This window comes from Microbacterium sp. ZW T5_45 (assembly GCF_044987415.1).
In the GTDB taxonomy this organism is placed as follows: Bacteria; Actinomycetota; Actinomycetes; order Actinomycetales; family Microbacteriaceae; genus Microbacterium.
Genome location: NZ_JBJDRJ010000041.1, coordinates 18,009 through 35,092, shown reverse-complemented (window position 1 = coordinate 35,092; position 17,084 = coordinate 18,009). Strand labels below are relative to the sequence as shown.

The 17,084-nt window shown below is 70.2% G+C and carries 15 protein-coding genes and 1 tRNA gene; 9 read left to right on the top strand and 7 right to left on the bottom strand.

Annotation, left to right across the window (positions count from 1 at the left end):
* Positions 1-174: 174 nt before the first annotated feature.
* Positions 175-1,227: a M24 family metallopeptidase gene (locus ACI3KS_RS16705; RefSeq protein WP_404919671.1), complete on the bottom strand. Its 1,053-nt coding sequence runs from the start codon at positions 1,225-1,227 to the stop codon at positions 175-177.
* Positions 1,228-1,298: 71 nt separating this feature from the next.
* On the opposite strand from ACI3KS_RS16705, the gene ACI3KS_RS16700 reads away from it, so the two are divergent.
* The 6 genes from ACI3KS_RS16700 (at position 1,299) to ACI3KS_RS16675 (ending at position 8,074) form a co-directional block, all read left to right on the top strand.
* Positions 1,299-2,300: a LacI family DNA-binding transcriptional regulator gene (locus ACI3KS_RS16700; RefSeq protein ID WP_404919670.1), complete on the top strand. Its 1,002-nt coding sequence runs from the start codon at positions 1,299-1,301 to the stop codon at positions 2,298-2,300.
* A gap of 82 nt (positions 2,301-2,382) precedes the next feature.
* Positions 2,383-3,711 (top strand): Gfo/Idh/MocA family protein, encoded by a 1,329-nt coding sequence (locus tag ACI3KS_RS16695; RefSeq protein ID WP_404919669.1) that lies wholly within the window; start codon positions 2,383-2,385, stop codon positions 3,709-3,711.
* Positions 3,708-4,613, top strand: a complete 906-nt coding sequence (locus tag ACI3KS_RS16690) for an NAD-dependent epimerase/dehydratase family protein (RefSeq protein WP_404919668.1) — start codon at positions 3,708-3,710, stop codon at positions 4,611-4,613. The genes ACI3KS_RS16695 and ACI3KS_RS16690 overlap by 4 nt, the downstream gene beginning before the upstream one ends.
* Before the next feature lie 11 nt (positions 4,614-4,624).
* Positions 4,625-5,524, top strand: a complete 900-nt coding sequence (locus ACI3KS_RS16685) for a 5-dehydro-4-deoxyglucarate dehydratase (RefSeq protein WP_404919667.1) — start codon at positions 4,625-4,627, stop codon at positions 5,522-5,524.
* On the top strand, positions 5,521-6,633 hold the full coding sequence (locus ACI3KS_RS16680) for a mandelate racemase/muconate lactonizing enzyme family protein (RefSeq protein WP_404919666.1): 1,113 nt from the start codon (positions 5,521-5,523) through the stop codon (positions 6,631-6,633). The genes ACI3KS_RS16685 and ACI3KS_RS16680 overlap by 4 nt, the downstream gene beginning before the upstream one ends.
* Position 6,634: 1 nt before the next feature.
* Positions 6,635-8,074, top strand: a complete 1,440-nt coding sequence (locus ACI3KS_RS16675; RefSeq protein WP_404919665.1) for an aldehyde dehydrogenase (NADP(+)) — start codon at positions 6,635-6,637, stop codon at positions 8,072-8,074.
* Positions 8,075-8,237: 163 nt separating this feature from the next.
* On the opposite strand, the gene ACI3KS_RS16670 is transcribed toward ACI3KS_RS16675, so the two are convergent.
* On the bottom strand, positions 8,238-10,490 hold the full coding sequence (locus ACI3KS_RS16670) for a glycoside hydrolase family 3 C-terminal domain-containing protein (RefSeq protein ID WP_404919664.1): 2,253 nt from the start codon (positions 10,488-10,490) through the stop codon (positions 8,238-8,240).
* A 98-nt stretch (positions 10,491-10,588) separates the two neighbouring features.
* Between ACI3KS_RS16670 and ACI3KS_RS16665 the strand changes: the two genes are divergently transcribed.
* Complete coding sequence (locus tag ACI3KS_RS16665) at positions 10,589-11,161, top strand: TetR/AcrR family transcriptional regulator (protein WP_404919663.1); 573 nt, start codon at positions 10,589-10,591, stop codon at positions 11,159-11,161.
* 29 nt (positions 11,162-11,190) lie between these two features.
* Here ACI3KS_RS16665 and ACI3KS_RS16660 read toward each other — a convergent pair whose 3' ends face one another.
* The 4 genes from ACI3KS_RS16660 to serS form a co-directional block, all read right to left on the bottom strand.
* A complete protein-coding gene (locus ACI3KS_RS16660; RefSeq protein WP_404919662.1) occupies positions 11,191-12,510 on the bottom strand; it encodes an LCP family protein in 1,320 nt (439 codons plus the stop codon).
* A gap of 57 nt (positions 12,511-12,567) precedes the next feature.
* Positions 12,568-12,652: transfer RNA gene (locus ACI3KS_RS16655), tRNA-Ser, on the bottom strand.
* 42 nt (positions 12,653-12,694) lie between these two features.
* Positions 12,695-13,516, bottom strand: a complete 822-nt coding sequence (locus tag ACI3KS_RS16650; RefSeq protein WP_404919661.1) for an HAD family hydrolase — start codon at positions 13,514-13,516, stop codon at positions 12,695-12,697.
* On the bottom strand, positions 13,513-14,871 hold the full coding sequence (gene serS, locus ACI3KS_RS16645; protein ID WP_404919660.1) for a serine--tRNA ligase: 1,359 nt from the start codon (positions 14,869-14,871) through the stop codon (positions 13,513-13,515). The genes ACI3KS_RS16650 and serS overlap by 4 nt, the downstream gene beginning before the upstream one ends.
* Positions 14,872-14,991: 120 nt before the next feature.
* On the opposite strand from serS, the gene ACI3KS_RS16640 reads away from it, so the two are divergent.
* Entirely contained in the window at positions 14,992-15,531 is a 540-nt protein-coding gene (locus tag ACI3KS_RS16640) for a YybH family protein (protein ID WP_404919672.1), read from the top strand.
* Here ACI3KS_RS16640 and ACI3KS_RS16635 read toward each other — a convergent pair.
* Entirely contained in the window at positions 15,465-15,986 is a 522-nt protein-coding gene (locus tag ACI3KS_RS16635) for an RNA polymerase sigma factor (protein WP_404919659.1), read from the bottom strand. The genes ACI3KS_RS16640 and ACI3KS_RS16635 overlap by 67 nt on opposite strands.
* An 83-nt stretch (positions 15,987-16,069) precedes the next feature.
* Between ACI3KS_RS16635 and ACI3KS_RS16630 the strand changes: the two genes are divergently transcribed.
* On the top strand, positions 16,070-17,068 hold the full coding sequence (locus ACI3KS_RS16630) for a diacylglycerol/lipid kinase family protein (RefSeq protein WP_404919658.1): 999 nt from the start codon (positions 16,070-16,072) through the stop codon (positions 17,066-17,068).
* Positions 17,069-17,084: the final 16 nt, after the last annotated feature.

Below are 17,084 nucleotides of genomic sequence, written 5' to 3'. Positions count from 1 at the left end.
CAAGCTTGACTGCCGCGGAACGCTCTTCCATCGAATAGTGCTCACCCGCACGCCGCGCCCGCGGCCTATCTCGTTCGTTCATCAAAATCACCCGAGAACAAGACTCCACCAAAACCGGGTCACCCCACACAGCATCCGTCTCACGGAGAATCACCGGTCTCACGCCCGGGGAACTCAGCTCCCGTACGGCCGCGCGACCGGCCGCCGCAGGCCCGCGTGCTCGACCGAGGGCCAACGGGGATCGACCGTGAGCACCTCCCAGCCCTCGCCAGTGCGCAGCATCGTGTCCTCGACCTTGACCCCCGGCGCTGTCGGATTCCACGCGAACGCCTGGTTCTCCGCGAGCACGTCTCCGGTCGATGCGGTGGCCCGAGGATCCCGCCCCGCGTATCCCGTCGGCCCGCCCTGATGATGCCGCGTCCATTCCTCGGCGTCGAACCCCGCCCGCGCATAGCCGGCGTTACCCGCCGCGAACACCTCGTCGAGACGCGCGCCCGGCACCGACGCGTCGAGGAAGGCCCGCTCCACTTCGAGGATCGGCGTCTCGTCGACGGCCGCACCGACCCAGCGCGTCGCGTTCGCGATCAGGCCGTGCCGTCGCCCGCACACGACGACCATCGCCCGTTCCCCGAGTGCCGCGTCGGTGGGGAGCGGATGCCGGTGGCCGACGCGCTCCGCGCCGGCCACCAGCACGACGAGGGGGTCGATGCCTCGGGCGACCAGCGCCCCCGCGACGACGGATGCCGTGTTCTGCTCGGTGTCGATCGGAGCAGCATCCGCGAGAGCATCCGTGAGCACGTCCGCCGTCTCGTGTCCGAGCGCGCGGTAGCGGGCGATCTCGGCGGGCAGCAGCGAGGCGCGCGCCGCACGCAACTCGGCGGCGACCTCCGCCTCGCCGATCGCAGACTCTCCGGCCGTGGCGTCGGCAGCGGCCACGGCGGGCGGTATCCACCAGGGCACCCGCACGACGCGCTCGGCGTCCTCGGGCAGCAGCTCCTCGGCGATCAGGCGATCGGCTTCGTTGTCGGCGACGAACAGACGATCGCCCTCCGGTTCGACGCGCACCGCGAGCACCGGCGGCCCCGCGAGCGAGACGTGGGTGCGCACACCGTCGAGATACCACGACACGGCTTCGTGCGAGGCCAGCAGCAGCGGTGCCCCCTGTGCGTCACGCAGGCGGGCGAGCCTCTCGCGCTTGTGCTGACGATCGGCGGACGATGCGGTCATACCAGCTCCTTGCAAACGTTTTCTCGTAGTATGACGACATCCGCGACGGTTCGCGGCACGAAGGGACTTCCATGGCACGCGCGTCTTCACGTCCAGGCATCACCGACGTCGCGAAACTGGCGGGCGTCTCCCTGTCGACGGTGTCGCGAGCGATGAACGGAAACCCGACCGTCGACCCAGCGCTCGTGGAGCGCGTGCAGGCCGCCGCCGCCGAACTGGGATACACGGCCAACCCGGTGGCACGCAGCCTGGTGCTGGGGCGCACCCAGACGGTGGCCGTGGTCATCCCCGATCTCGAGAACCCCACCTTCCAGGCGGTGCTGCGCGGGCTGAACCGCGCCGCATCCACCGACGGATTCCACGTGTTGATCGCCGACTCCACCGAGAACCTCGATCAGGAGCGCACTCTCGCCGTCGCCACGCGACACCGGACCGACGGCGTCATCCTCTGCTCCCCCCGCATGGCGCAGGACGATCTGTCCCGCATCCTGCCGACGCTCTCGCCGGCCGTCGTGATCAACCGCGATCCGCAGGAATCCGCCCCCGTCGTCGCCGCCGACTACCGCGCAGGGTTCCGCGACCTCATCGATCACCTCACCGGGCTCGGCCACCGTCGTCTGGCATACCTCGCCGGCGCGACCCGCAGCGTCACCCACCGTGCCCGCCAGCAGGCGATCGCCGAGGCGACCGCAGACCTCGCCGAGCTGGAGGTCATCGAGATCTCCGCCGGCGTCGACGTCGACAGCGGCGTCTCGGCGGTCGACGCGGTGCTCTCCTCGGGCGCGACCGCCGTGCTCGCGTACAACGACCTCGTCGCGATCGGACTGCTGTCGGCGCTGGAAGGCCGGGGGGTCGACGTACCGCGGGACATCTCGGTCACAGGTTTCGACGACATCCCGTTCGCCGGCCACACGACTCCTCCGCTCACCACGGTCGCGGTTCCCGCGGTCGAACTGGGAGCACATGCCTGGCGTGCCATGCGCGCACAGCTCGACGGCGAGGAGGCCGAGCCGCTCGCGCCTCTCATCCCCGCGCTCGTCGTGCGCGGGAGCACCGCGCCGCCCGCCGCCTGAGGGCCCCGCGCTGACACCGCCCCTCGACTCCACCGCTGTGCTACTCTCGAGAAAACGTTTCCTCGATGAAGAAGAGATCACGATGTCGAAGACCCGCTACGCCCTCGCCGGCGCCGGACACCGCGCCCAGATGTACGTCGACGCCGCGATCGGCGAGCACCGCGACCGCGCCGAGATCGTCGCGATCGTCGAGCCGAATCCGACCAGAGCGGCCTACCACGCAGCCCGGCTCACAGACGCGGGAGTCCCCGCGCCGCAGCTCGTCGGACCGGACGACCTCGAGAAGGTCATCACCGAGCAGCACGTCGACCGAGTGATCATCTGCGCGCGCGACGACCTGCACGCCGAGCTCATCGTGCGCTCGCTCGAGGCCGGGGCCGATGTCGTCGTCGAGAAGCCCCTCACGATCGATGCGGCGAGCGCCGCCCGGATCGAGGATGCCGTCGCCCGCACCGGCAGGAACGTCGTGATCACTTTCAACTACCGCTACTCCCCCCGCAACAGCGCGCTGCGCCAGGTGATCCAGGACGGCACCATCGGCCGGGTCACGTCGATCGACTTCTCCTGGATGCTCGACACCAATCACGGCGCCGACTACTTCCGCCGCTGGCACCGCGAGAAGGCGAACTCCGGCGGTCTGCTCGTGCACAAGTCGAGCCACCACTTCGACCTCGTCAACTGGTGGATCCGCTCGCAGCCGACCCGCGTCTTCGCCTCCGGGGGTCTGCGCTTCTACGGAGCCGACAACGCGCGCGAGCGGGGCCTCGGCGAGCGCCCCGAACGCGGCACGCACGACGGCGGCGATCTCTTCGAACTCGATCTGCGCACCGACGAGCGCCTGTCTGCGCTCTATCTCGAGGCCGAACAGCACGACGGCTACCGCCGCGACCTCGACGTGTTCAGCGAGGGCATCACGATCGAGGACAATCTCGCCCTCGTCGTGGACTACGCCTCGGGGGCGACGCTCTCCTATTCGCTGAACGCACATGCCCCGTGGGAGGGGTACCGGGTCGCGGTGAACGGCACGCTCGGCCGCGCAGAGCTCGACGTCGTCGAGCGCGGCGCGGTGCTCGCTGGCGAAGGTCTGCACCCGTCGATCGACCCCAGTCCGTCGGGCGCCGACGCGGCGACGACCCTGCGCCCCGAGAGCGAGCGGCTGATCGTGCAGCGGCACTGGGAGGCAGCGGTCGAGGTGCCGATCGACGGCGGCGTCGGCGGTCACGGCGGCGGCGACGCGCTGCTGCTCTCGGACGTCTTCGTCGGCCCCGGCGACGATCCGCTGGGCCGCCCGGCGGACTGGACCGATGGCATCCGCTCGATCGCGGTCGGCATCGCCGGCAACCGCTCGCTCGATACCGGCCTGCCCGTGAACGTCGCCGATCTCGGCATCGACCTGCTCGCCGGGCGATGAGGATCGTCGTCACCGGCGGAGCCGGCCGCCTCGGACGCTCGCTGGTGCGGGGACTGTCGGATGCCGGGCACGAACTCGTCTCGATCGATCGGGCTCCCGCAGCCGAGCTCGATCGCGACGGCATCGAGCAGGTCGTCGCCGATCTGGCGGATGCCGACGCCACGGTCTCCGTTCTGGAGAGCAGCCGTGCCGACGCGCTGATCCACCTCGCCGCGATCGCCGTGCCGTTCAGCGCGCCGGAGGATGTGATCATCCGCACGAACGCGGGTCTCGCGCAGTCGGTGCTCGGCGGCGCCGTGCGGGCCCGCATCCGTCGCGTCGTGGCGGCGTCCAGCCCCACGGTGATGGGGTACGGCGCACCACGAGGATGGGTGCCGGAGCGCCTTCCACTCGACGAGGATTCGCCCGTGCTGCCCTGGAACGCCTACGCCCTCTCGAAGCTGCTCATCGAGCAGACCCTGGGCATGCTGCAGCGGCAGACCGGTGACGACGTGCGATTCGCCGCGTTCCGTCCCTGCTACGTGATCGCTCCGGAGGAGTGGGCTGGTGCGCTCACCCAGCAGGGCCACACGGTGCAGGCGCGCTTGGACGACCCGGCGCTCTCGGCGCCCGCCCTGTTCAACTATGTGGATGCCCGGGACGTCGCCTCCTTCGCCGACACGCTGCTCGACGCCCTGCCCGACGTGCCCAACGGTGAGACGTTCTTCGTCGGCGCCGACGATGCACTGGCCAGGGAGCCGCTGAGCGAGCTGCTCCCCCGCTTCCACCCCGGGACGGCCGCGGCCGCCGCCGAACTGACGGGAAGCACTCCCGCGTTCTCCTCCGCCAAGGCCGAGCGGCTGCTCGGCTGGCGTCCCACCCGCACCTGGCGCGCCGAACTGGCCGCCGCAGCCGTCTCCTGAAAGGACCCGTCATGGACTTCCGAGGCATCCTCTTCTTCCCGGTCACCCCGTTCACCGCCGACGGCGCGATCGACCACGATCTGCTGGCGGCCCATGTCGCCACGGGGGTCGAGGCCGAGGCGGGCGGGGTCTTCCCGGCCTGCGGCACGGGAGAGTTCCACGCCCTGTCGACTGCCGAGGCCGCGGCCGTGACCCGTACCGCGGTCTCCGCCGTCGGCGGCCGGGTGCCGGTGATCGCCGGTGCCGGCGGTCCGCTCGGCCACGCGATCGAGGTGGCGCGGAGCGCTGCGGATGCCGGTGCCGATGGCCTGCTCGTGCTGCCGCCCTACCTCGTCGGCGGCACCCAGGAGGGCCTCATCTCCTACGTCGAGCAGATCGCCGCGGCATCCGATCTGCCCGTCATCATCTACCACCGCGGCACGGCGCAGTACTCCGTCGAGACGGTGCGCCGGCTCGCCGCGAACCCGAAGGTGGTCGGCTTCAAGGACGGCACGGGCGACATCGGCACGACGCAGCTCATCGTGCGGGCGGTCGCCGAGTCCGGCCGCGAGGACTTCGCGTTCTTCAACGGCCTGCTCACCGCCGAACTCACGCAGGGGGCGTATCGCGGCATCGGCGTGCCCCTCTACTCCTCTGCGGCGTTCGCCATGGCGCCCGACATCGCGAACGCGCACTACCGCGCCTACGCATCCGGCGACGACGACGCCCGCCTGCGCCTGCTCGACGGGTTCTACCGTCCACTGGTCGCGCTGCGCGATGAGACGCCGGGATTCGGCGTCTCGCTGATCAAGGCGGGACTGCGCCTGTCGGGTCTCGCTGTCGGATCGGTGCGCGCACCGCTCGTCGACCCGACACCCGCGCAGGAGGCGCGTCTCGCCGAGATCCTCGCAGCAGGGCGCGCACTGCTGTGACCACGATCGAGCGCCTGTCGACCCGGTTGCTGCGGGTTCCACTGACGCGCCCGTGGGGGCCGTCTCATGCGGCCGGCTCCTCCGGCGCGTCGGCCGCGGTCGATTCGATCGGCGTGATCGCCACACACGTGCTGCGCTCCGATGGAGCCGAGGGATGGGGCTTCTCCTGGACCCCGCAGATCGGGGCCGAGGCCGTGCAGGCACTGCTCGATCACGACCTCGCCCCCGCAGCCATCGGCCGCCCCGCCGCTCCCGGCGAGTCATGGGACGCGCTGTGGGCGTATCTGCACGAGGCCGGTAGCGGAGGCGTCACCACGATCGCCCTGGCCGGGCTCGATCTGGCTCTGTGGGATGCCGAGGCTCGCGCTCGCGACCTCCCCGTCTCGCACCTGATCGGGCGCCGCCGCGAGAGCGCTCGCGCCTACGGGTCGGGCGTGAACCTGCACTACACGCACGACGAACTGCTCGCGCAGGTCCAGCGCTGGATCGACGCAGGATTCGACGCCGTCAAGATCAAGGTCGGCAAGCCCGACGTCGCCGAGGACCTCGACCGCCTCACCGCCGTGCGCGCACTGCTCGGTCCCGACCGCGCCCTCATGGTCGACGCGAACCAGCGCTGGACGCTGGAACAGGCGACGGATGCCGTGACCGCTCTCTCCGTCGTCGGCCTCGACTGGATCGAGGAGCCCCTTCGCGCCGACGACCTCGCCGGCCACGTCGAGCTCGCGCGTCGCATCGGCGTGCCGATCGCGGTCGGCGAGAACCTGCACACGGCCTACCGCTTCGCCGAGTTCCTCGACGCCGGTGGCGCGCAGGTCGTGCAGCCCAACATCATCCGGGTCGGCGGGATCACCCCGTTCCTGCGCATCGCCGAGATCGCCGCCCAGCACGGAGCCGCCCTGCATCCGCATCTGCTCCCCGAGCTCTCGGGCCAGCTCGCCCTCACGCTGCCGGGCGACCCGTGGACCGAGGAGGTCGAGGACGCCGGCTTCGGCGACCTCGGCGCGCTGCTCGACCCCTCACCGGTGGCCATCGCCGATGGCCGCCTCACCGAGACTCCGCACACGGGGCTCGGCATCCGTTTCTCGTCCGGCAGCGAAAGGGACTGACATGACCACCGCACCCCACGAACTCGACGCGATCGTCCGCCGGGCCGCAGACGCCGCACCTCTCTGGCGGCGGTCCGCGGCCACCGACCGTGCCGCCTGGCTGCGCGCGGCGGCCGATGCCCTCGACGCGCACGTCGATGAGCTCGTCGCGATCGCCGATGAGGAGACCCGGCTCGGCACCCCCCGTCTGACCGGAGAGGTCGCGCGCACGAGCGGACAGCTGCGCCTGTTCGCCACAGTCGTCGAGGAGGGCTCGTACCTCGAGCTCACGATCGACGAGGCCGACGCCACCGCGAGCCCGCCCCGCCCTGAGCTGCGCCGGATGCTGACCGCACTCGGCCCCGTCGCCGTGTTCTCGGCCTCGAACTTCCCGTTCGCGTTCTCGGTGGCGGGCGGCGACACCGCGTCAGCGCTGGCGGCAGGAAACCCGGTCGTCGTGAAGGCGCACTCAGGGCACCCGCGACTGTCCGTCCGCACCGCGGAGATCGTCTCGGCGGCCCTGGTGGCGGCCGGCGCCCCGGAGGGCTCCCTCGCGCTCGTCGAGGGCCGGGAGGCAGGCAACGCGCTGGTGCAGCATCCGCTCATCACCGCGGCCGGTTTCACCGGATCGGTCGCCGGCGGACGCGCGCTGTTCGACCTCGCCTCGGGCCGCCCCGACCCGATCCCGTTCTACGGCGAGCTCGGCAGCATCAACCCGGTCGTGGTCACCTCCGGAGCCGCAGCCGAGCGCGGTGCCGCTCTCGCCACCGGACTCGTCGGCTCGTTCACGCTCGGCGTCGGCCAGTTCTGCACCAAGCCGGGAGTCGTGTTCTTCCCCGCCGGGTCGGGATTCGACGAGGCCGTCGCGGCCGCCGTGCCCACGGCGAGCGGAGGACCGCTGCTCACCGACCGCATCACGGATGCCTTCCCCGAGGGACTCGCGCATCTCGAAGGCGATGCATCGGTCTCGGTCGTCGCGACCGGGACCGAGGTCGCCGGGGTACGCCCCGTTGCACTGCGGACGGATGCCGTGGCCGTGACCGAGCGTCCGGAGACGCTGTTCGAGGAGTGCTTCGGCCCGGTGACGCTGCTCGTGGAGTACTCCTCGGACGAGGAGCTGCACGCCGCACTCCGCGCGGTACCGGGGAGTCTCACGGCCACACTGCACTCGGAATCGGGTGAGGAGGTCGCCGAGGTCCTCGAGCTGCTGCAGGCCCGGGCGGGCCGGGTGCTGTTCGCAGGGTGGCCGACCGGTGTCGCGGTGACGTGGTCGCAGCAGCACGGCGGACCGTGGCCCGCGACGACCTCGCTGCACACCTCGGTCGGCGCCTCGGCCATCCGCCGGTTCCTGCGTCCGCTCGCCTTCCAGGACGCCCCGCAGGAGCTGCTCCCCGACGCGCTGCGCGATGAAGCGCTCGCCGTGCTGCCGCACCGCCGCAACGGAGTGCTCGTGGTCCCCTGACCACCGGTGCCTCTGATCGCCGACGCCCCCGCTGAGCTACGCCCAGCGAGCCGACGCCCCCGCTGAGCTACGACGCCCCCTCTCATTTGCGTAAATGAGAGGGGGCGTCGTAGCTGAGCAGGAGCGTCGGCGGGACGAGCTCAGGAGCGAGAGAGGCGCGGGCTCAGACCCCGGCGTTCGCCGAGGCGATGAGCTCCTCGATCTGCTCGCGCGTGAACGGCACACCCGGGAAGCCCACGAGACGGCCGATCGGGAACGAGGCCATCATCTTCTGCATCCCCTCGTCCTCCGCAGCGCCCGCATCGCCCGCACCGAGGAAACCGGCGAGGCCCTGCTGCACCACCGGCCCCGCGACCGGGTGTCCGAGGATGTCGCCGATCGACGAGTTCAGGTCGAGCGGCAGGACGACCGCATCGCCCTCGACCGCGACGGCGACCGACGAGCGGATGTCCCGGCTCGAGGCCCCCACCTCGACCGTGTACTCGCCGCCTTCGACGACGAAACGATCGACGCGGACGTCCCAGTAGGCGAGGTCCTCTCGGCGCACGACGAGTTCGACCGTGCGGGTCTCGCCGGCGGCCAGAGCGACCGAGGCGAACGCCTTGAGCTCCCGGGGAGCGCGCTGCACGATCGATCCCGGCAGGCCCGTGTAGACCTGCACGACCTCGCGGCCGTCGCGGTCGCCGGTGTTCGTGACGTCCACGCGCACGACGATGTCGCCGTCGACGACGGATGCCGTGGCCTCGCCGTACGAGAACGTCGTGTACGACAGACCGAAGCCGAACGGGAACGTCACGTCGATCTTCTTCGCGTCGTACCAGCGGTAGCCGACGAGCAGTCCCTCGCCGTAGCGGACGTGCCCGAACTCGCCGGGGAAGTTGCCGTACGAAGGGTTGTCCTCGAGGCGCACCGGCACAGTCTCGGTCAGCCGCCCTGAGGGGTTCACGGCACCGTACAGCACGTCGGCGACGGCGCTGCCGCCCGCCTGGCCCAGCAGCCAGCTCTCGACGATCGCCGGCACACGGTCGACGAAGGGCAGCGCGACGACGCCGCCGTTGGAGAGCACGACGACGGTGTTCGGGTTGGCGGCGAGTACGGCGTCGAGCACGGCGAGCTGCACGGCGGGCAGATCGATGTGCTCACGGTCGAAGCCCTCCGACTCCTCCGACGCGGGCAGCCCGAGGAAGACCACGGCGACGTCCGCCTCTGCGGCGACCCGAACGGCCTCGGCCTGCAGGTCCTCGGCGGAGCGACCGGATGCGGCGATCGCGCCGCCCTCGACCGCGAAGCCGGGCGCGTAGGAGACGTTCTCACCGCCGACGTCGCGCAGAGCGTCCAGCGCTGCGTCCAGGCGGGTCGGGTTGATGAGCGAGGATCCGGCGCCCTGATAGCGGGGCTCGGTGGCGAACGCGCCGATCACGGCGACCTTCTGCGCAGGAGCGAGCGGCAGGAGGTCGGCCTCGTTCTTGAGCAGCACGATCGAGCGGCCCGCGGCCTCGCGGGCCAGCGCGTGGTGGGCGTCGACATCGAGAGCGCCCTCGACCGCCGGACGCTGCTGCGCCTTGCGAACGAGGTCGATCGCGCGCCCCGCGGCGGTGTCGAGCACGCTCTCGGCGAGCTCCCCGGCCTGCACGGCGGCCACGAGCTGAGCATCCGTCCGTCCGCCCGACGACGGCATCTCGAGATCGAGGCCGGCGGCGACACCGGCGATGCGGTCGTTCACCGCGCCCCAGTCGGACACGACGAGGCCGTCGAAGCCCCACTCGTCGCGCAGCACGCTGGTGAGCAGCCACGGGTCCTCCGAGGTCCAGACGCCGTTGAGCTTGTTGTACGAGCACATGACGGTCCAGGGGGCTGCGTCCTTGACGACGCGCTCGAATCCGCGCAGGTAGATCTCGCGCAGGGGGCGGGGATCCACGTCCGAGCTCGCCCGCATACGGTCGTACTCCTGGTTGTTCGCGGCGAAGTGCTTGAGCGAGGTGCCGACGCCCTGCGTCTGCACGCCGCGAACGGATGCCGCGCCGAGCACGCCCGAGACGATCGGGTCCTCGGAGAAGTACTCGAAGTTGCGACCGCACAGCGGCGAGCGCTTGATGTTGACGCCGGGGCCGAGCACGACCGCCACGTCCTCGATCGCGGCCTCACGGCCGATCGCCGCGCCGACGCGCTCGATGAGTTCGGGATCCCACGACGAACCGATGCCGACCGCGGGCGGGAAGCACGTCGCGGGCACGCTGCTGGCGAGACCGAGGTGGTCAGATCCGCCCGCCTGCTTGCGGAGACCGTGCGGGCCGTCGGTCATCATGATCGACGGGATGTCGGCCCGCTCGATGGCCTTGGTGGTCCAGAAGTCCGCACCGCTGGTGAGCGATGCCTTCTCCTCGAGAGTGAGATCGGATGCCGGGTTGTCGGTCATGTGCACTGCTTCCTTTCGCGGGTGACGACGATGTCCTGCGAAAACTATATGTCGATCAGCATTCGTTTCCAAACACGGTTCAGGTTTACGCTCGGAGGATGACACGACGAGGTTCATATGCGAAGGGCATCGCCCGGCGCGAGGAGATCCTGGAGAGCGCGCTCGACGTCATCGGACGTCACGGCTATCAGAACGCCTCGCTCAAGCAGATCGCAGAGGTGGTGGGCGTCACCCCGGCCGCGCTCCTGCACTACTTCGGCACCAAGGAGGAGCTGTTCACCGCGGTGCTGCGCAAGCGCGATGAACACGATGGCCTCGCGCAGGAGGGCCCGCACGAGCAGAGCACGCAGGACCGCCTGCTCGGCGCGATCCGCCACAACGCCGAGGTCCCCGGGCTGGTCGAGCTCTTCTCCCGGCTCGCGGTCGATGCCGCCGACCCGGCGCATCCTGCACACGAATATTTCCTGGAGCGCAATGCTCAACTGCGCGCACTGGTCACCGCGGGCTTCGCGGCAGAGACCGATCGCGCGCCCGTGCTCGACCCCGACACCATGGCCAGGGTCGTGCAGGCCGTCGCCGACGGTCTGCAGCTGCAGTGGATGGTCGACCGCGATGTCGACATGGCGGGCATCGTCGAGAAGGTGATCGAGGCCCTGGCTCCGCGCCGCTGAGCCGGGGCACTCACCTCACGCGGGCGACGTCACTTCACGTTGCCGTTGGAGCAGACCGTCTGCGCGGCCGAGGTGCCCTTGATCGTGTCGGGCAGTTCCACGACGCCCGGCGTCACCGACGCCTCGGGCGTCGCGACCTCACCCGTCGCGCCCTCGGTGGTCCCTGCATCCGCCGTTCCGGCATCCGTCGTTCCGGCATCCGTCGTTCCGGCATCCGCCGTCGCATCGGTCGTCGTTCCGGGGTCGGTGACGACCACGCCGTCGCGGTCGGTGTTCTCGTAGGTGACCTGCAGCTGGGCGTTGGCGTTGATCGCCTCCCACATGGCCGCGGCGGCGGTCTTGTTCGGCACGACCTTGTTGGCGTTGTCGGGGTCGGTGTTCGAGGGGTACTGCAGGAACACGATGTCGGCGAAGTCCACGGACTTCACTGCGAGCGCGATCTGCACGATCTTCATCGGGTCGGCGAGCGAGGTGCTGGTCTCGAGGTTGTCGACCGCGGTGGTCGCCAGCTTCAGCATCGTCGGCACGTTGCCGAGGGTGTCGCTGCTGATGAGCTGCTTCGCGAGGTTCGACATGTACTGCTGCTGGTTGCCAATGCGGCCAAGATCGCTGCCGTCGCCGACGCCGTGGCGGGTGCGCAGGAACTGCAGCGCTTGGAGTCCCTGCAGGGTGTGAGTTCCCTCATCCAGGTCGAGTCCGGTGTAGCGGTCCTTGATCGGGCTCGCGAGGCAGACGTCGACGCCGCCGATCGCGTTGGTGATCTCGATCACGCCGCCGAAGGTGACGGTGGCCGCGAACTGGATCTCCTGATCCGTGAGCTTCGAGATCGTCTGCACGACGCAGTTGAGCCCGCCGTCGGTGTACGCCGAGTTCAGGGGCTGCTTGCTCATCGCCGAGTGCGTCGTCCCCTCGGCATCCTCGCACTCGGGGATCGGCACCATGAGGTCGCGCGGGAAGCTCACGACCGTCACGCGCCGCGGGGCGTCGGAGACATGCACGAGCAGGTTGACGTCGTTGAGGTTGCCCTCGGAGTCCTTGCCGCTGCAGCGGTCTCCGAAGTACTGCGCGTACGCCTCTTCACAGGTGTCGATGCCGGCGAGGACGATGTTGAATCCGCCCTCGTAGGCGCCGATGTCCGGCGGGAGGTCCTCCTGGCCCTCGATCTCGACGGCGTTGGCCGAGACCGTGCTGGTGAGGTCATAGGCGATGTAGCCGGCGACGGCGACGCCGCTGACGAGGACCACGGCGAGACCGAGTGCGATGAAGGTCAGCAACTGGCTGATCGGTCCCGGCGTGCGGAGCTGTCCGTGTCGCGCGATGGTGCGGCGACGTCGGGTGTTCTGACTCACTCGGGGCCTTTCGGTTATGGGTGCGGGGCCGTCTGGTGCGGCGACGCACTCACGAAGCGGAGGGTAAGGGATTCGAACCCTTGAGACATCTCTGCCCACTGGTTTTCAAGACCAGCTCCATCGGCCGCTCGGACAACCCTCCCGACAGACGAATCTGCCGACAAGCCGTGAGTCTAGCCGAGTTCTATTCTCCGGCGCGCACCTGGGCGGGCGCTGGAAGCGTGTTCAGCGCCCGCGCGAGCCCGCCGTCGACGACGTCCAGCGTCACCTCGTTCGCGGCGTCCTTCACCTCGTCCGGCGCCTGTCCCATCGCGACCGCTCGCCCGCCGAGCGCGCGCGCCCAGCCGAACATGCCGATGTCGTTGCGGCCGTCTCCGGCGACGAGCACGCGCTCACCGTCGAGACCGAGCTCGGCGCGCACCCGTTCCAGGGCCGTGCCCTTGTCGACGCCGTTCGGGGCGATGTCCAGCCATGCGGTCCAGCCGATCGCGTACGACACCTCGTTGAGGCCGGCATCCGCGACGAGCCGGTGGAAGTCCTCCTCGTCATGGCCGGGAGAGACGACGACGACGCGCGAGACGGGCTCCTCGGCGAGCTGTTCGAACGAGACCTGCCGGCCGCCGTCGAGCGTCCAGTCGTCGAGCTGCTGCGTGTACAGGCGCTGACCGGAGGCGAGCTCGACCATGTACCTGGCCTGCGGCAGCCGGTCGCGCAGCAGATCGAGCACGGGCGTCGGGTCGAACGTCTCGACGTTCCACCGCTCCCACTCGTCGCCGACGCGACGCATGGTGACCGCCCCGTTCGAGCAGACGACGTACTCAGCAGTCATGCCGAGCTCCTCGACGTAGCGCTGGGTCGCGATCCAGCTGCGGCCGGTCGCGATCGTCACGAGGTGGCCGGCATCGCGCACCCGAGCGACGGCTTCGACGACACCAGGACTCATGGTCTCGTCCTGCAGCAGGATCGTGCCGTCGACGTCGAGGCCGACGAGCCAGGCCTCGGTCACTCTGCGGCCTGTCCCTCTGGGGCCTGTCCCTCGGCTTCCGGGTCGACCCATCCCTCAGGGCGGATCACCTCGATGCCTCCGAGGTAGGGGCGCAGCACCTCCGGCACGCGCACCGAGCCGTCGGCCTGCTGGTGGGTCTCGAGCAGCGCCACGATCCAGCGGGTGGTCGCGAGCGTGCCGTTCAGGGTCGCGACATGCTGGGTCTTCGCGGTCTGACCTGCCTCGCCCGGAGTCGCTGAGCCTGCCGCAGGGGCCGGGCGGTGCCGCACGTCGAGCCGTCGCGCCTGGTAGGTCGTGCAGTTCGACGTCGAGGTGAGCTCGCGGAACGCACCCTGCGTCGGCACCCACGCCTCGATGTCGTACTTGCGCGCTGCGCTCGAGCCGAGGTCGCCCGCGGCGACGTCGATCACGCGGTACGCGAGACCGAGTGCGGTGAGCATCTCCTCCTGCAGCGCGACGAGGCGCAGGTGCTCGGCCTCGGCATCCGCCGGGTCGGTGTAGACGAACATCTCGAGCTTGTTGAACTGGTGCACGCGGATGATGCCGCGGGTGTCCTTGCCGTGAGACCCTGCCTCGCGGCGATAGCACGTCGACCAGCCGGCGTAGCGCAGCGCCCCCTTGCCGAGGTCGACGATCTCGTCCTTGTGGTACCCGGCCAGCGCGACCTCGCTCGTGCCCACGAGATACAGGTCGTCGTCCTTGTCCAGGTGGTAGACCTCGTCGGCGTGCTCGCCGAGGAAGCCGGTGCCCTGCATGATCTCCGGACGCACGAGCGTCGGCACGATCATCGGCGTGAAGCCGTTCTGCAGGGCTTTGTCGAGCGCGAGGTTCATCAGTGCGATCTCGAGGCGGGCACCGATCCCCTTGAGGAAGTAGAAGCGCGCCCCGGAAACCTTGGCTCCACGCTCCATGTCGATCGCCCCGAGGATCTCGCCGATCTCGAGATGGTCGCGCGCCTCGAAGTCGAATGAGGGCACCTCACCGACACGACGCAGTTCGACGAAGTCCGCCTCGCCGCCGGCCGGGACGCCGTCGATGACGATGTTCTCGATGCGGGCGAGAGCGGCGGATGCCGTCTCCGCGGCCTCGTTCGCGGCCTGCTGCGCCTGCTTGACCCGGTCGGCGAGCTCCTTGGCCTGCGCCACGAGCGCGGCCTTCTCGTCCTTGGGAGCCTTCGCGACCTGCTTGCCGAACGCGTTCTGCTGGGCGCGCAGCTCTTCGAAGGCCGACAGGGCGGCTCTACGCGATCGATCGGCCTCGAGCGCCGCATCCACAGTGGACTCGTCATTGCCGCGGGCGGCCTGCGAGCGGCGGACGATCTCGGGGTTGTCGCGAAGAAGGGCGAGGTCGATCATCCACCAAGTCTATGGTGCGTGCTCGATCGCACGGATCTGTCACATCCCGCCGCGACCGTCGTCTTCCTCAGAGAAGCCGGCACCCTCGCCGGCGCGAGGGCGGCACCCGGCCACCCCGCGATGAAAGGACCCACCGTGACCTCTCCCGTCACCTCACTCGACCAGCTCAACCTCGCCTTCGCCGACCGGTTCAACGCCCGCGACCTCGACGGCCTGATGGCGCTGAACCTGCCCGACGTCGTCTTCGTGCCCGCACCGGGTCAGCCCGTCACCGGCGAGAGCGCCGTGCGCGGCGCGCTCGAGCAGTTCCTCGGTCTGAACCTTCCGATCTCGATGACGGTGCGTCGTACCTTCGAGTCGGGGGGGCACCGGCCTCGCCATCGCGGACTGGACCATCTCCGGGACGGGCCCCGACGGCTCCGAGATCTCCCTCGCCGGCACCACGGCCGACGTGGCGGTCTTCAGCGAGGAGCACGGCTGGCGCTACGCAGTCGACAACCCCTTCGGCACCGCCTGATCACCGTGTCACCGCTGAGGGGATCGACGCGGTCGGCTCCCTCAGCGCGCACGGTTCACCCGCGCTGTCGGTTCCCTCAGCCGGCGCCCATGCCGGACTCCCGGCATCCCTCGAGCGCCTTCCGAGCCCGCGAGATGCGCTGACGAGCGGTGGCCGGCTCGATACCCAGGCGGTCCGCGACCTCGGCGGTCGAGAGTCCGTCGACGACCGACAGCACCAGCGGCTCCCGCAGAGCGTCGGGCAGTGTTCGCAGCGCCGCGAGGGCGTTGTCGAGGATCACTCTCACCTCGACCTGCGCGGCGACGTTCACCTCATCAGGCAGGTCGGCGTCGAACTCGCCGATCGGACGACGCGAGCGCTGGCGGGCAAGGTCGATCACCACGTTGCGGGCGATCGTGTCGAGCCACGAGCACATGCGCCCCGGCTCCGGGATGTCGAGCGCCTCGATCGACCGCCAGGCGCGCAGGAGAGCCGTCTGCGCCACGTCCTCGGCGTCGTCCCGATCAACACCGAGCGAGAGACTGCGTCTGCGCAGCCGCTGCGGGTCGTCGGCGACCATCGTCTGCAGAAGGTCGCGCGGATCCTGGATGTCGGTCACCGCGTCTCCTCTCTGTGGGCGATCAGCGCTGACGGCGATCCGTCGGGTCAAGCACGGGCGGATGCCGGGAATAGAGTATCGCCATGACGCCCCCTCGCGACCGCCGTGACCAGGCGGCGCTGGTCTACAACCCTCTGAAGGTCGACGAGCGGGGCCTGCGCGCACGGGTGCGCGAGATCTGCGCGGAGGCGGGCTGGGAGCATCCGGCCTTCTACCCGACGACGATCGACGATGCGGGGCAGGCCGCGACGGCCGACGCGCTCGCCCGCGGCGTGGACGTCGTGCTCGTGGCCGGCGGCGACGGTACGGTCCGCGCAGTGTCCGAGGCGATCGCCGGGTCGGGCGTGCCTCTGGCGATCCTGCCCAGCGGCACCGGCAACCTGCTCGCCCGCAATCTCGGCCTGCCTCTCGGCGACGCCTCCGTGATGATCCGGGCCGCGCTGCACGGCGACCGTCACCCCATCGACATCGGCTGGGCAGAGGTCACCCGGCAGGACGGTGGACGCAGCGCGCATGCCTTCGTCGTGATGGCGGGCATCGGGCTCGACGCCGACATGATCGCCAACACCCGGTCGGACTGGAAGAAGACCGTCGGATGGATAGCCTACGTCGACGGGGCCGCCCGTTCACTCGCCACCGCCAAGCCCTTCCGCGCGGTCTATCAGGTCGACGATGGCCGCCTTCTCACGAGCAGGGCGCACAGCATCCTCTTCGCCAACTGCGGAATGCTCCCCGCGGGCATCGAACTCGTGCCCGACGCATCGATCGCCGACGGCACGCTCGACATCGCCGTCATCCAGCCGACGGGTGTGCTCGGTTGGATCAACGTCTGGCGCAAGATCTGGTGGGACAACTCGGTGCTCCGCCGCACGCGCGTGGGACGCAAGGCGCTCCAGCACCGCGGCAGGAACGCCGCAGTGCATTACTTCCGCGGCATCGCCGCCGAGACCGCGACGACGACGCCCACGCCGATCCAGATCGACGGCGACGAGTTCGGCGAGGCGGTGCGCATGGTCTGCCGAGTGGATGCCGGCGCACTGCTGCTCGCTCTTCCGGCGGGGCATCCGACCGCTCGGCTGTGACTTCAGCGGCCGGGTC

Coding starts and splice junctions, on each gene's coding strand:
- ACI3KS_RS16705 (WP_404919671.1), bottom strand. CDS start 1,227: ATGACCGCATCGTCCGCCGATCGTCAGCACAAGCGCGAGAGGCTCGCC.
- ACI3KS_RS16700 (WP_404919670.1), top strand. CDS start 1,299: ATGGCACGCGCGTCTTCACGTCCAGGCATCACCGACGTCGCGAAACTG.
- ACI3KS_RS16695 (WP_404919669.1), top strand. CDS start 2,383: ATGTCGAAGACCCGCTACGCCCTCGCCGGCGCCGGACACCGCGCCCAG.
- ACI3KS_RS16690 (WP_404919668.1), top strand. CDS start 3,708: ATGAGGATCGTCGTCACCGGCGGAGCCGGCCGCCTCGGACGCTCGCTG.
- ACI3KS_RS16685 (WP_404919667.1), top strand. CDS start 4,625: ATGGACTTCCGAGGCATCCTCTTCTTCCCGGTCACCCCGTTCACCGCC.
- ACI3KS_RS16675 (WP_404919665.1), top strand. CDS start 6,635: ATGACCACCGCACCCCACGAACTCGACGCGATCGTCCGCCGGGCCGCA.
- ACI3KS_RS16670 (WP_404919664.1), bottom strand. CDS start 10,490: ATGACCGACAACCCGGCATCCGATCTCACTCTCGAGGAGAAGGCATCG.
- ACI3KS_RS16665 (WP_404919663.1), top strand. CDS start 10,589: ATGACACGACGAGGTTCATATGCGAAGGGCATCGCCCGGCGCGAGGAG.
- serS (WP_404919660.1), bottom strand. CDS start 14,871: ATGATCGACCTCGCCCTTCTTCGCGACAACCCCGAGATCGTCCGCCGC.
- ACI3KS_RS16640 (WP_404919672.1), top strand. CDS start 14,992: ATGAAAGGACCCACCGTGACCTCTCCCGTCACCTCACTCGACCAGCTC.
- ACI3KS_RS16630 (WP_404919658.1), top strand. CDS start 16,070: ATGACGCCCCCTCGCGACCGCCGTGACCAGGCGGCGCTGGTCTACAAC.